The organism is Paenibacillus sp. JJ1683, from assembly GCF_053006485.1.
Genome location: NZ_CM129820.1, coordinates 3,601,557 through 3,616,337, shown reverse-complemented (window position 1 = coordinate 3,616,337; position 14,781 = coordinate 3,601,557). Strand labels below are relative to the sequence as shown.

The 14,781-nt window shown below is 46.5% G+C and carries 8 protein-coding genes; 4 read left to right on the top strand and 4 right to left on the bottom strand.

All coding sequences use genetic code 11. The features are described 5' to 3' along the window. Window positions 1-14: 14 nt before the first annotated feature. Both ACUC6J_RS15565 and ACUC6J_RS15560 read left to right on the top strand, forming a co-directional pair. Window positions 15-2,102 (top strand): beta-galactosidase, encoded by a 2,088-nt coding sequence (locus ACUC6J_RS15565; RefSeq protein WP_447249071.1) that lies wholly within the window; start codon window positions 15-17, stop codon window positions 2,100-2,102. A 98-nt stretch (window positions 2,103-2,200) separates the two neighbouring features. Further along, complete coding sequence (locus ACUC6J_RS15560) at window positions 2,201-3,253, top strand: glycoside hydrolase family 53 protein (protein ID WP_016822413.1); 1,053 nt, start codon at window positions 2,201-2,203, stop codon at window positions 3,251-3,253. A 93-nt stretch (window positions 3,254-3,346) separates the two neighbouring features. Here the strand turns inward: ACUC6J_RS15560 and ACUC6J_RS15555 are convergent, their stop codons facing one another. The 4 genes from ACUC6J_RS15555 to ACUC6J_RS15540 all read right to left on the bottom strand — a co-directional run bounded on the left by ACUC6J_RS15555 (window position 3,347) and on the right by ACUC6J_RS15540 (window position 9,833). Continuing rightward, window positions 3,347-5,110: a methyl-accepting chemotaxis protein gene (locus ACUC6J_RS15555; RefSeq protein ID WP_019687983.1), complete on the bottom strand. Its 1,764-nt coding sequence runs from the start codon at window positions 5,108-5,110 to the stop codon at window positions 3,347-3,349. Window positions 5,111-5,434: 324 nt separating this feature from the next. Beyond that, window positions 5,435-6,394: an AEC family transporter gene (locus ACUC6J_RS15550; protein WP_016822411.1), complete on the bottom strand. Its 960-nt coding sequence runs from the start codon at window positions 6,392-6,394 to the stop codon at window positions 5,435-5,437. Window positions 6,395-6,494: 100 nt separating this feature from the next. Beyond that, window positions 6,495-8,213: an NAD-dependent malic enzyme gene (locus ACUC6J_RS15545; RefSeq protein ID WP_031461739.1), complete on the bottom strand. Its 1,719-nt coding sequence runs from the start codon at window positions 8,211-8,213 to the stop codon at window positions 6,495-6,497. Window positions 8,214-8,591: 378 nt separating this feature from the next. Further along, complete coding sequence (locus ACUC6J_RS15540; protein ID WP_044785291.1) at window positions 8,592-9,833, bottom strand: nitrate/nitrite transporter; 1,242 nt, start codon at window positions 9,831-9,833, stop codon at window positions 8,592-8,594. 433 nt (window positions 9,834-10,266) lie between these two features. On the opposite strand from ACUC6J_RS15540, the gene nirB reads away from it, so the two are divergent. Next, window positions 10,267-12,441, top strand: coding sequence for a nitrite reductase large subunit NirB (nirB, locus tag ACUC6J_RS15535; protein ID WP_447249070.1), 2,175 nt, complete (start codon window positions 10,267-10,269; stop codon window positions 12,439-12,441). 44 nt (window positions 12,442-12,485) lie between these two features. Beyond that, a complete protein-coding gene (gene nasC / locus ACUC6J_RS15530; protein ID WP_123797371.1) occupies window positions 12,486-14,666 on the top strand; it encodes an assimilatory nitrate reductase catalytic subunit NasC in 2,181 nt (726 codons plus the stop codon). Window positions 14,667-14,781: the final 115 nt, after the last annotated feature.

Below are 14,781 nucleotides of genomic sequence, written 5' to 3'. Positions count from 1 at the left end.
GGAGATGATTTACAGTGACATATCCAAACATAACCAAGTACCCTCCCATTAGTGAGCGAGTTCCGCGTATGCTGCATGGAGCAGACTATAACCCGGAGCAATGGCAGCAATATCCCGAGGTGTTAGCGGAGGATATCCGCTTAATGAAACTAGCCAAATGCAACGTAATGTCTGTCGGCATTTTCTCATGGGTATCCTTGGAGCCTGAGGAAGGTGTGTTTACGTTTGAATGGCTGGATCGTATTCTGGATTCGTTTGCTGAGAACGGAATCTATGCGTTTTTGGCCACCCCGAGCGGAGCAAGACCAGCCTGGATGTCGCAAAAATATCCCGAGGTGCTGCGTGTAGGGGTTAACCGTGTCCGTAACTTGCACGGGTTTCGACATAACCACTGTTATACGTCGCCTGTATACCGGGAAAAAGTACGTATCATCAATACGAAGCTGGCTGAGCGATATGCTAATCATCCTGCTGTTATTGGCTGGCACATTTCCAATGAATTTGGTGGAGATTGTCACTGTGATTATTGTCAGGAGGCGTTTCGCGCTTGGGTGCAGGATAAATATGGTACGCTGGATCAACTTAATCATTCATGGTGGACAACATTTTGGAGTCATACAGTTACAGACTGGAGTCAAGTCGAATCTCCGGCACCTCATGGTGAAACGCAGGTTCATGCCATGAATTTGGACTGGAGACGGTTTGTAACCGAACAGACCGCAGATTTTATCAAACATGAGATTGTGCCGCTCAAGGCTGCAAATCCGGACATTCCAGTCACAACCAATTTAATGGAGTTTTTCGAAGGATTGAATTACTGGAAGTTTGCTGATCTGCTCGATGTTATTTCCTGGGATAGTTATCCGACCTGGCATGACCGTGAAGGAGATGACAGCCGTCAAGCTGCAAGAGTGGCTATGATGCACGATATTATTCGCTCCATTAAAGGTGGGAAACCTTGGATGCTCATGGAAAGTACGCCAAGTTTGACGAACTGGCAAGACGTTAGCAAGCTGAAGCGACCGGGCATGCATCTGCTATCGTCTTTACAGGCTGTGGCGCACGGCTCAGACACCGTTCAATATTTTCAGTGGCGGAAAAGCCGCGGTTCGAGTGAAAAGCTGCATGGTGCGGTCGTCGATCATGTAGGACACGAGCATACTCGGGTATTCGGGGACGTGACAGATGTCGGTCATGCGCTGGAAAAACTGGAGGAGGTGATTGGTACATCCGTACCGGCTGAGGCCGCAGTCATTTTTGATTGGGAGAACCGTTGGGGAATCAACGATTCACAGGGGCCGCGGAACAAAGGCGTGAAATATGAGGAGACAGCTGAAGCACATTATTTGGCATTGTGGGAGCAGGGAGTGCCGGTAGATGTCATTCATATGGATGCAGATTTCTCCAAATATAAACTTTTGGTCGCTCCGATGTTGTATATGGTCCGCAGCGGTGTAGGGGAGCGCATACAGAAGTTTGTCGAAAATGGCGGCATTTTCGTAGCAACCTATTGGTCTGGCATCGTGGATGAACATGATTTGTGTTTCCTTGGAGGCTTTCCAGGGCCGCTTCGTAAAACGCTGGGCATCTGGTCGGAAGAAATTGATGGATTACATGATCACGATCGTAACTACATTATACCGATTGAAGGCAATGAGCTGGATCTACAAGGGGAATATGAAGCTGTTGAATTGTGTGATCTCATTCATACGGAGGGTGCAGAGGTACTGGCTAAGTACGGGACAGACTTTTATGCAGGACGTCCGGCTTTGACGGTGAATCGTTTGGGACAGGGAAAAGCTTATTACATCGCATCACGCAACACCGGACTATTCCATAGTCATTTTTACAAGAGTTTAATTGATGAGGCAGGTCTCAGTAAAGCACTCGATGTGCAGTTGCCACATGGAGTGAACACGGCGATTCGTACCGATGGAGTTCATGATTATATTTTTGTAATGAATTTTACGCATGAGCCGCAAGAGATTACACTGGATGGACGAACTTATGCGGATATGCTTGAAAATCATGTGATAGCAGACAGCAGCGTTCAATTGGGTGCCTATGCTGTTAAGGTTCTAAAGACAGAGCGCAATAATTAGAACACGTTATACATGTGATCGCCGCTGATTCCCGAGTGAGGGAGCAGGTGGATTGGCCAGAGGCAATGTGAGTATACAATTTAGATAGGGGATGACTTATGAAAACAGGTAAACGTACTATGGTATTTGCGATGTTGATCTTGTTATCCAGCTTTTTGTACCCATTGGGCTCTGTGGGAGTGGGTGCGGCTTCGGCCGCCCCTGCTTTCGCCAAAGGAGCAGATATAAGCTGGGTCGCAGGGATGGAAGCCCAAGGTATGACCTGGAAGGATAAAAAAGGGGTTCGCCGGGATGTGCTGCAAATTTTACGGGACGATTATCAGATCAATTCGGTTCGTATTCGAGTGTGGGTAAATCCTGACATGAAGGATTATGCAAGCGGATACATGAATGCCGAGAAGGCAGCAGAACTTGCGCAGCGAGCTCAAAAGTTAGGCATGAGCGTTATGCTGACCCTGCATTATAGCGATTCATGGGCTGACCCAGGACAGCAGAATAAGCCTTACGCATGGCGCAATTTTACATTTACACAACTTATGGATGCGGTCTGGTCCCATACCGTCTATGTTATGAACACGATGAAGAGCAAGGGTGTGACACCGGATTGGGTGCAAATCGGCAATGAAACGAACAATGGCATGCTCTGGGATGACGGCAAAGCCTCAGTGAATATGAAAAACTATGCGTGGCTCGTCAATACAGGGAATAACGCTGTTAAATCCGTAAGCAGCAGCACCAAGACGATCGTACATTTAGCTAACGGGGATAACAGTTCCGTTTTAAACTGGAACATTGGTGGACTGATTGATAATGGAGCTCAGTTTGACCTTATTGGACTGTCTCTATATCCGTCTTCCTCTGACTGGCAGGGTAAGGTGGATCAGACGATTACCAATGCCAATAGCCTCATTGCGAAATATGGTAAAGGCATTGTTATCAGTGAAATCGGGATGGAATATAATGAACCTGCTGCTTCCAAGGCATTTATTTCCGCAATCAAAACGAAGGTGCGGAGTATCGGAGGCGGTAAAGGCGTGGGCGTATTTTATTGGGAGCCAGCTGCAACCCCAGGTTATAATCAAGGCTATAACAAAGGTGCTTGGCAGGCTGATGGTAAGCCAACCTCAGCGTTGGAAGGCTTTTTAAACTAAAGAACGATGTAAGAGCATATCAAAGAACCTCTAATGCGCATTCTATGCAGATTAGAGGTTCTTTGTTTTATGATGATTGGGTAGTTATAATGTTTAGACTTCCCGGTTTACCTTGAAGAATGAAATAAGCTCTTCCAGCTCCCCGGACATCAATGTAAGCTTGTCCGAAGCTTGGACAATCGAAGCCATAGACTCTGTCTGTTCCCCAATGGTTTGTTCAATTTGTTTGCTGCTGTTGACTGTTTTGCTAACTGTGGAAGACAACTCGTCCGAGGTAGCTGACATTTCCTGCGTACTGGCCGAGATTTGCTCAGTTGCACTGGATACCTCCTGGATTTGTGACGACACTTTGTTGGACGCTTCTAAAATTTCAGAGAACATTTCGCCTGTCTGCTTCGTAACTTCCAGTCCGACGTGAACTTCTTTTGTACCCAGGCTAATGCCTTTTACAGTTTGTTCAATCTCTTTTTGAATTTCTTCAATAAGCTCTGCAATTTGTTTGGCGGATTCTTGAGACTGTTCAGCCAAATTACGCACTTCTCCAGCTACTACTGCAAAACCTTTGCCTTCTTCGCCGACTCTGGCAGCTTCAATCGAAGCGTTGAGGGCAAGCAGATTCGTTTGGCTGGCAATACCGGTAATGATGCTTACAATATTACTGATTTCGTTAGAACGGTTCTGCAATGCATTAACGGAATCAACTGTACTTTCCATTGTAGTGGAGATAGAATCCATCTGAGTGGATAGCTTTTGAGCTACCTGATTGCCTTCAACGGAGCGCTTTTCCATGGAATAAGCTTGATCCGCAACAGAAGAGGAGCTTTCAGCGATGGTTTGGATCACTGTAGACATTTCATTCATAGCCCTGGAGCTTTCAAGTGCTGCGTGATCCTGAGCTTCAAGCCCCTGGGTTATTTCCCGGATATTGCTGTTAATGACGTTTGTATTCGTACTGTTTTTCTCGCTGATGCTTAACAATTCCTGGGCTGATCCCGTTACTTCTTGCGTCGTATCCTGTACTTTCACCATTGTATCGTTAAGGCGCTTGATCATAGAATTAAATTTTTGATTGATAATACCAAGGTCGTCTAGTCCTGTCTTAATTTTCACATTCAGATTACCCTCGCTGACTTCTTCAATTCCCTTCATCAAGGAACGAATTGGGGAGAGCGTGCGTTTTACCAGCAAGTATTGAATCGTCAAGAAGATAGCAAGAAACAGAATGAGCAGTGAAACACCATATACAAGCAGCTTATGAAGACCCGTAGGTACAGAGCTCGCATCTACGTCAAAGTAAATTGCACTTGTGACTTTACCACTTGCGTCTGTAATCGGGTAAACAATCGTAGTCCATGTGCCATATTCGTCCGTATAAAAGCTGCTCAATGCTGATTCATTGGATTGAAGCACCTTATTTACGGCTTCTGCATTTTCGTCAGGCAGAGTGTACATATCCCCAATATTCATCTTCGAGTCTTGGAAAGCTTGAACCAAATTAGTGGGAACGCCAATAATGGAGGTTTGATTTCCTTCTTTTAGTTCTGTCCCAAATATGTAAGCTTGGGCGACATTAGGATAAAATGTGTGAATAGAATCTAGAAATTTACGTAATTCCTGTTGAACAGAACCGTTATAATCTTTTTCGCTTAATGCTTGTTGTACTTTTGTTTTGTCAACATCTTCTGCCCATTTTTTGGTCAGCACTTTAACCTGATCTTGCAGCTGCGTGGTGAGAATGTTCTTTTGAAGTATATAGCTAGATGTGATAAGAATAGCACCTATTAATACGATGTTAAGAAAAGATATTAATAGATTTTTACCAAAAAAGGACATAGTGCTCCACTTCAAGTTTTTCACAAGTTTCTTCTCCTTTAAATTTTAATTTAATGCTACAGTACAGCTATCCCTTATATATTTCGTCAATTTCCTTTATAAATGTTAGCGAATTATTACAATTGGGATATACTTACTGGTTTCACTAAAAACAAAAGCGGCAACCCACATGCAATAAATGTAGGTCGCCGCTTGCTAGCAAGACAGGATAGCTGGTTTCAACTCAAATACAACTAAATTACTTTATTGTTTGAACAATATTTAAAAAATAAGATAAATGCGGGCGAACGAATGCCCTTAATCATTATATATAACAGTCTTTCGCTGAACGTTGAAAGCTTTCTGTCATTATACAAGTAGTGAAATGAGCAGAGGGAGCGAAATAAGCGATAATACTGAGCTTATAACAAATGCAGATGCCGCTTCTGTTTCCAGTGATTCATAGCGGGTCGCGATCATAGCGGCTACAGCAGAGCCGGGAAATGCGACAAGCAGTACGGCTTTGGTTACATCCTCAGGGGACAGTCCGATCAGAACAGCAATACCGAGCATAACCATAGGCATTACGATCGCTTTCAGCACAGCGATACTAAGTGCTTTTGGACTGAACGTAATCTTTTTAATCCCAATAGTTACCCCAATAGCAAATAGAGCCGTACCCGCAGTAATATTGCCGATTTGGTCAAACATAGATTGCAAAAGTTTTGGAGCTTGGAATCCGCATAAAGTCAATACAACACCAATCAAGGGTACGCAAGCCAGCGGTTCACTGAGTCCATGAAGGACTGATTTTATAGTGACTTTAAATAAATTGCCTTTTGTGTCGTCAGATTGTGTTGATTTGCGCTGGCCGACCGTTCCCAAAATACTTGCAAGCGGATCAAGAATCGCATTAACAACGATGCCGGTAATCGCAATAGGAATGGCGACTGCCGCACTTCCGAACAAGCTTCCCAAAACGGGAATCCCCATGAATGCAAAAGAGGGCTGTGTCGAATTCAATGCGAACATGGAGGATTCTGTCAGGCCTTTTTTTGCAATCAAGCGATATAAGATGAGCAATACAATATAAAAGCCAATCACCCCAAGCAGCAAAGCAACAAGAAAGGGCCACTTTTGGATTAGCGTCTCTCGTGGTGTCGTCGTAATACCAATAAACAAGTGTGCAGGTAAAGCAAATTTGGTTACCAGTGTATTTAGTCCCTTAGAAGAAGCTGGGTTAAAGGCCTTAAAAAAACCTGCAAAATAACCAATTAAAATGACAAAGAAAATAGGAATTAAAATAATAAAAATATGACCTGTAGCCATGATGTCGCCTCCAATAAAGATGTCCGCCAAAAATGGCGGACATCAGTTAAATAATCACTTTGCTTACAGCAAGTATAAATTTTGATGTTGTTCGCTATTTTTAAACCAGAACGGCTTCCTGTCCATACTGTTTGATGGGTTTATATTTGCATTCCCACATGGATTCCCGAACCGCTTGTACGATATCGTCCGGCTGATGACGCGCTACTCCATCTTGAACGGCTGCCTTGGCGACAGCCACTGCTACAGCTTCAGATACTTCTCGCAGTTCGTTGATTTTTGGCAGCAGGGAAGCACCAGGCTGGGACAAATCAACCATTTGAGCTACTGCATGGGCAGCTGCTGCAAACATGCTATCTGTTATAATTTTGGATTTTACTACGATTGCTCCAAGACCAAGACCCGGGAATACAAAAGCATTGTTGGATTGCCCAATTTCAAATGTAATATTGTTGTAGATTACTGGCTCAAAAGGGCTTCCTGTTGCAATAAGCGCTTTTCCTTCAGTCCAGTGGATCAGGTCTTCAGGAGTTGCCTCCGCCAGAGGAGTCGGATTGGACATTGGCATAATAATAGGGCGTTCTGTATGCTTGGCCATCTCTTTCACGATTTCCTCACTAAATGCTCCAGCAACACCGGAAGTTCCGATCATAATCGTCGGTTTCACGCGGCGAATAACTTCAAGCAGAGGGATTTTGCCATCTTCAGCATGCTCCCAGTCACGGCATTCGGCAGCATCACGCACATAAGGGACCTGGAATGGCAAAAGTCCTTCCGTTTCATTGGTAAGCAGGCCACGGTAATCATATGCCCAGAAGTTACGTCTTGCTTCAGCTTCTGACAATCCTTCCAGCATCATGGCCGCACTAATTTGGTCGGCATTGCCGATTCCGGCAGCTCCTGGACCAAACACTAGAACACGATGCTTGCTCAGAGGGATTCCGGACAATTGGACACCAGACATCACACCTGCAAGTGTAACTGCACCGGTACCTTGAATGTCATCATTAAACGTTAAGATATTATTTCCGTACTTATTAATAATATTCCGAGCATTGACGTTACCTAGATCTTCCCAGTGCAGCAGTGCGTTCGGGAAAGAAGAAAGTGCAGCTTGAACATAAGTATCAATAAATTGATCATATTGTTCTCCACGTACACGCTTATGACGATTCCCCATGTATAAAGGATCTTCTAACAGCTTTTCATTGTTTGTACCTGCATCCAGCACAACGGCCAGTACCCGGCTAGGATCAATACCAGCAGCGGCTGTATATACAGCAAGCTTACCAATAGAGATGTTAATACCGCCAACTCCCCAGTCCCCAATTCCCAAAATACTTTCAGAATCTGTGGCTACGATCAGATCGATATCATCAGGACCCAAGTTCAAATTTTTAAAAGCTTCTTTGATGCCAGCAAGATTATCAATAGATAGATACATACCGCCCGGTTTATGATATTCATGACTGTATTCCTGAATAGCCTGACCGACTGTTGGTGTATAGACAATCGGAAGCATCTCGCTCAAGTGCTCGGAAAGCAAACGATAATAAAGGACAGTATTCCGATTAAAAAGATCATTTAATGCAACGTTTTTACGTAAATTATCCGGTTGGCTTTGAAATTGCTCATACACCCGTTGAACCTGTTCCTCAATCGTTAATATGGTAGGAGGAAGGAGGCCGTCAAGTCCAAGTTGCTGACGTTCTTCTAGCGTAAAAGCCACTCCTTTGTTCAGCAGTGGGTTGGCAAGAAGATCTTTTCCGGTTAATTTGGTTTCGATAGTTCCATTTTCCGTAACATGAAAAGCACGCATTTCCAATTCCTTCTTTCTAAAAAAATACATTCGGTTAATCCTTGAACAATTCGTGAACAAGTATACGCCTTATTTTAAACCAAGTGAACAAGTATGTTGTGTGAAAAATGGTTATATAAGTGTTTACATAAGAAAAAATATGAAAATGAAAGCGGTTTTCAATGATTTTCAAATGAAAAATTCATTGAATTTTCATAATATTTTCGGTAAATATTCAATAAATGTGACTTTTTTCATAGCTCTTATAATTTGATTGAATATGTATAGAGGAATAGCTTAACTTCATTTTTCTATAAATGAAGTTAAGCTATTTTTTATTATAAGGGATAATTGAGGCTTAAAATCTAAACGTTTGGTGGCTGTCTATTTAGTGGATAGTCAGATATTTAATTCTCCGATTCGGTTAACGGCTTCATTAGCGCCTGGAGCAGAGCGTTGCATCCAGCTGTTGCGCCATTTCAATTGCATGATAATGACGAGGACAAAAGCACAGAATGTGATCAGACTTAGACAGATGAAGCCAGGCATGTAAGAACCCGTTAATTTGTACAGATGGCCCAGAATAAGAGGAAGACAGTATCCGCCTATGCCACCAGCAGCCCCGACGATGCCGGTCATAAGCCCGATTTCGTTGCCGAATCGCTGCGGCACAAGCTGGAATACGGAGCCGTTGCCAGCCCCAAGGCACATCATGCCTACGAACAGCAGAACTACGACTACGGCAAGTGGTGGCAAAAATGCAATGCTGGCGAGCATCATCCCGGCCCCGGCATACAAATACATTAACATGCGAGAACCACCAATCCGGTCAGACAAAAAGCCGCCTACAGGACGAAAGAAGCTTCCGGCAATCACACAAACGGTTGCAAAATCAGCGGCATGCACCGCAGAGAGGCCGTATTGGGTATTGAAGAAAATGGTCAAATAATTAGAAAGGCCGACGAACCCACCGAACGTCACGCAATAAAAGGCACAGAACACCCAGGCATCCCTCTGTTTGAGCACCGAAGCATATTGCGCCAGACTTTTTGGTACTGGGCGATGAGGGCTGTTGCGGGCAAAAATACTGAACAGAACAAAGACGATGAAAATTGGGATAATGGCCAATCCAAACACGACCTCCCAACTGCCAAAATGTTGGGCAATACGGTTGGCAAACAAAGTTGCGAGGACGGTCCCGCTGTTGCCGGCACCGGCAATTCCCATGGCCAGACCTTGATGCTCTTTGGGGTACCATTGGCCAGCCAACGGTAGTGCAGCTGCAAATGAGGCGCCGGCCACACCCAGAAGCAGGGCGACAGTGTACAACTGCTCCAGCGAATCAACCCACAGCCAGCCGAGCAGGAGAGGAATGATCGTGACAAGCATACCGATCTGTCCCGTGAGCTTCGGACCGATATAATCTGACATGAATCCAAGCACGAGTCGCAACAGAGAGCCGCTGAGTATCGGGAGAGCGACAAGGTTGGCTTTTTGTACAGGGTCCATTGGATAATCATTAGCAATGACAACGACCAACGGTCCAATCATTCCCCATATCATAAAGCTAATATCAAAATACAAAAAAGAGCCAAAAAGGGTGGGCTTGTGTCCGCTGTGCCAGAAACTTTTTTTCTTCATTCTCCATCTCTCCTGTTCTTATTGGGGTTTGTAGAGCTCAGGCCTTAGACTTCAGCCCTCTGCTGAACATAAAAAGCCGCAAATCGTCCCGTCATTGATATTGGGAACGTTTTGCGGCTTCATTGCCGTGTTTGACACACTTCATTGTGCATCGCTTGGGTATGATCACATGGTAGTGATTTTAATTCAAATTATAAAAAGACATTCTACTTGTGTCAATATACATAACATTAAAATTATAATAAATTAAAAAATAGGTTTAAATACAGGTTTCATGTATTGAATATTGACATAATACTCACAATTCAGTAATCTTAAGTACATATCGGTACAACGATGTGCCGACATTTACGGCAACGGTGCCCTTTTCCATCGAATGGAGAAGGGCTTTTTCTGTCTTATTTTAGGTTCAGAGAATGGGGCTGGATTAATTATGATAAAAAGACTGGTCGTCATCGGTAATGGTATGGCAGGCATCAAATGTGTTGAGGAAATTCTCAGTCTGGAGCCGGAGCGATTCCAAATCACAATATTTGGTGCAGAGCCACGTCCCGGGTACAATCGTGTGCTCCTGTCCAAAATGCTTCAGGAGGAGAGCTCGTTCCAACATATTGTTACCCATAGCTGGGACTGGTACGAAGAAAATGGGGTAAAGTTGCAAGCTGGTGAACGTGTGTGTCGTATTGATGTAGCAACCGGTATGGTGGAAACGGAATCCGGCATTCAAGAGCCCTATGACATTCTCATACTGGCAACTGGCTCTTTGCCTTTCATACCTCCCATTCCCGGAGTCCGAAAAGAGGGAGTAATCGCTTTTCGTGATGTAAATGACTGTGAAACCATGGCCAGATATGCCAAAACGTATCGCAAGGCCACCGTCATCGGAGGAGGGCTATTGGGGCTTGAGGCTGCTCAAGGCTTGCTGAATCTAGGGATGGAAACTGACGTTGTTCATAATGCGCAGTATCTGATGAATCGTCAGCTTGACCGTACTGCGGCTGTGCTTTTACAACGGCGGTTGGAGCAGCAGGGCATGCGGTTTCATTTGGCGAAGGATACGGTCAATATTATAGGCCGCAACCGGGCACAAGGATTGATGTTTGCGGACGGGAACAGATTGGAAACAGACTTGGTCGTGCTGGCGGTTGGTATCCGGCCCAATATCGCTTTGGCTCAGGACAGTGGTCTGACAGTAAACCGTGCCATTGTCGTGGATGATTATATGCGCACGAGTATTCCTGGTATTTACGCAGTTGGCGAATGTGCTGAGCACCGTGGAATTTCATATGGGCTGGTGGCGCCGCTATATGAGCAGGGCAAAGTGCTGGCAAAGGTGATTTGTGGTCGTGAAACGGCTCCTTATGAAGGGACGGTTCCCTATGCCCAGCTCAAGGTTGCGGGAATTCATGTGTTTTCGGCAGGAGACATTCGTGAAGAGGGAAACGAGATTGCGATCATGGAATATAACGGTATGCAGGAGATGTACAAAAAAGTGATGATGCGCGCTGGCGCTATTACTGGAGCGATTTTATTCGGGGATACGGCGGAAAGCACCTCGCTGCTTGGAATGGTACGGCGCGGCGCGCCAACTACAGGGCTTACACCTCAGAATAACAGCAAAAGCAAAGCAGAGGATGCTGCGGAAGCATTGCCCGAAGGAGAGACGGTATGCGCATGTAACGGTGTGAGCAAGGGGGATATCTTGCGAGTGATTGCCACGGATAAGCTGAAAACAGTCGAAGAGGTGAAGAGCCGGACCAAAGCGTCCGGTTCCTGCGGTGGTTGCCGGCCGCTAGTGGCTGCACTGGTCAAAAATGGTTTGTCCCGAGCGACAGCTTCTGGACCTGTGGTTACTCCGACTGCTCAAGAGGTTGTCCCTGTGTGTGGTTGTACGCATTATGATCATGATTCGCTTAAGACAGCGATGGTGGACGCAGTTTGTCGAACTCTAGAGGAAGTAGTATCTCGTCTCGGTTGGACCAGGCAGCAGGGCTGTGAATTATGTCGTCCTGCTGTACTTTATTATCTGGAATCTCTAGGTTTGCGGAACGGATCTGCAACAAATCAACTGGGAATAGGCGTTGCGCTTCAGCCCACCGTACCATACGAAGGGGAAGCGGGTTCTGTGGGCCTGAGTTTTACAAATTTGGATGTTGAACGTAGGGATTTTGTTGATCCTGCCCCGATCGATCAGGCTTCTGGTGGAGTGATCTGGCTGAGAGAGCGGCTGGCAGCAGTATGGGGCAGTCTTTCATTACCGTCACCAGTTGCGGTTGCTGTTAGTCCGGGTTCAGAGTATCCCGATGGCGTGCTTGTCCATGACATTGGAATCTCCCGATCTCCAGCAGGTTGGGAGGTTTATGCTGGTGGCCATGCAGGACATCCGGTTCGTCAGGGGTTGCTGCTTGGATTGGAGGAGAATCCGGAAGAAGTGGTGCTGATGGTTGTAACCTGCTTGCAAATATACAGGCATAGTGCTAGGTATGGGGAGAAAATGTGGGAATGGATTGAACGGACTGGCGTTCTAGCGCTGCGGGAAAGTGTGCTCGACGTTACTCTGCGAAGTGAGCTGACCGTTAGCCTGCGGTCCACCATGCTGACAGGTTAACGGATTGTGGGAGTTGTAGTGAATGGAGAGGGAAGGTGACTTTTATGTGTCAGTTAGGAGAAAACAAACTGGAAGCCGGTCAATACGTCCTCCCTGTGGTGGAGACACAGTGCCCATTTTGCAGCGTGCAATGTAAGATGACCGTTAGTACGGAAACGGAAGCACTCGCGGGTATCGTTCGAACGGTGTATAAAGCGGAAGGGAAACCTAATGCAGCCTCACAAGGCAGGTTGTGCATCAAGGGAATGAATGCGCATCAGCATGCAACTCATGCAGAAAGGCTGACACAGCCTCTCCTGCGCAAAGAGGGCAGGCTCGTTCCTGTCCCATGGGGAGAGGCGATGGATGCTGTAACTAACAGTTTCTCCTCGCTACTGTCCACGCAGGGTCCTGATGGAATCGGCATTTACGGCGGAGGCTCACTATCGAATGAAACGGCTTATTTACTTGGGAAATTTGCCAGAGTGGCTATAGGTACGCGCTATATTGATTATAACGGGCGCTTCTGCATGTCGGCGGCAGCATCTGCTGGTAGCAAAGTGTTTGGTATTGACCGCGGACTGACCTGCAGGCTGGCTGATATTCCGTTGGCTCGTTGTATTGTGCTTGCAGGTACGAATATCGCTGAATGTCAGCCGACGTTAATGCCTTATTTTCACCAAGCGAAGGAAAATGGTGCGTTTGTCATCGTAATTGACCCGCGCGCGACACCCACAGCGGCAATAGCCGATCTGCACCTGCAAATCAGACCGGGTACGGATGCTGTGCTGGCCAATGCCATGCTAAAGGTCATCGTGGATGAGGGATTGGTAAATGAAGAATTTATCCGCAAGCGGACCAACGGGTATGAACAGTTGTTGACTCATTTGGATGGGGTGGATCTGAACGAATCAGCTGCGCTGTGCGGAGTCGAGGCAGAGATGATCCGGCAGGCAGCGCGTGCCTTTGGCAGTGTGGAAACGGGTATCGTTTTTACTGCCAGGGGTGTCGAACAGCAGACGGATGGGCACATGGCAGTGCGTGCATTTCTTAATCTTGTGCTGGCCACCGGAAAGATTGGAAGAGAAGGGTGTGGGTATGGGGCCATCACAGGTCAGGGAAACGGGCAAGGGGGACGAGAGCACGGTCAAAAGGCTGACCAGCTTCCTGGCTACAGATCGATTGAGAATGAAGAAGATCGAGCCTATGTTGCGTCCGTGTGGGGAGTTGAACCAAGCAGCTTGCCGGGAAAAGGAGTGTCGGCCTATGAAATGATGGAACTGGTTCATCAGAGAAAAATCCAAGCTCTGTTCGTGATGGGCTCTAATCCTGTTGTATCTAACCCGAATGCCCGGTTGGTCGAGGAGGCGCTGAAAAAGCTGGATTTGTTGATTGTGGCGGATATGTTTCTCACTGAAACGGCGCGAATGGCCGACGTTGTTTTGCCTGTGACGTCTTATTTGGAGAATACGGGGACGATGACTAATCTAGAAGGCCGCGTTTTACTGCGGGAAGCGGTGCGGATTGCACCGGGCGAAGCTAGAGATGACTGGAGCATTTTATGCCAAATAGCTGCAAGGTTGAACAAGGGGAGGTACTTCGCATATAAGGATGCAGAGGATATCTTTGAAGAACTGCGTCTCGCTAGCCGAGGGGGACTTGCTGATTATTACGGTATTACTTATGATAGGCTGCGTCGCGAGGAAGGGGTGTATTGGCCATGCCCATCTATGGATGAAGCTGGTACGGATACGATGTTTCGGGAAAGTTTTGCTCTTTCCAACCGAAGGGCTGTTTTTACAGTGGTTGAAAGCTGTGGAGCAGGAGAGGAAATATCCGAGGAATATCCGCTTACTTTGACGAATGGCCGTGTGCTGGCTCACTATTTGACTGGCGCGCAAACACGCAGAAGTCCTTCGCTGGCCGCGCGTGAGATTGAGAATTATGTAGAAATTCATCCGCGTACTGCGCAGCGCTGGTATATCAGGGACGGGGAGTGGGTGGAAATAACATCCCAGCGCGGCAGCTTCACCGTCCGCAGCCGGATCAGGCCACATATTCGCGAAGACACGCTTTTCGTGCCCATGCATTGGGGCGGGACGCAAAATGTAAATCGGGCGACCCGTCCAGACCTTGATCCGTTCTGCCGGATGCCCGGCTTCAAGACGGCAGCTGTATGCATCCGTCCCCTCCGCCTAGCTGTAGCTGCAACCAGTGGACATAACGGGGAGTGGTCACAGTTCTAGAACAGGAAGGTGTGAGTGCATTTTCTTTTTCCTTGCATAAAAGGCCCGCCCCCTTTGCATGAGCATGGGGGCGGACCTTTTTGAGTAGTTCAGTTTATGTCCCGATAAATGCTGG

What these genes read in the sequence shown, in the direction of transcription:
- ACUC6J_RS15560 (WP_016822413.1), top strand. Translation starts at nt 2,201, where the DNA reads ATGAAAACAGGTAAACGTACTATGGTATTTGCGATGTTGATCTTGTTA.
- ACUC6J_RS15550 (WP_016822411.1), bottom strand. Translation starts at nt 6,394, where the DNA reads ATGGCTACAGGTCATATTTTTATTATTTTAATTCCTATTTTCTTTGTC.
- ACUC6J_RS15545 (WP_031461739.1), bottom strand. Translation starts at nt 8,213, where the DNA reads ATGCGTGCTTTTCATGTTACGGAAAATGGAACTATCGAAACCAAATTA.
- ACUC6J_RS15540 (WP_044785291.1), bottom strand. Translation starts at nt 9,833, where the DNA reads ATGAAGAAAAAAAGTTTCTGGCACAGCGGACACAAGCCCACCCTTTTT.
- nirB (WP_447249070.1), top strand. Translation starts at nt 10,267, where the DNA reads ATGATAAAAAGACTGGTCGTCATCGGTAATGGTATGGCAGGCATCAAA.
- nasC (WP_123797371.1), top strand. Translation starts at nt 12,486, where the DNA reads ATGTGTCAGTTAGGAGAAAACAAACTGGAAGCCGGTCAATACGTCCTC.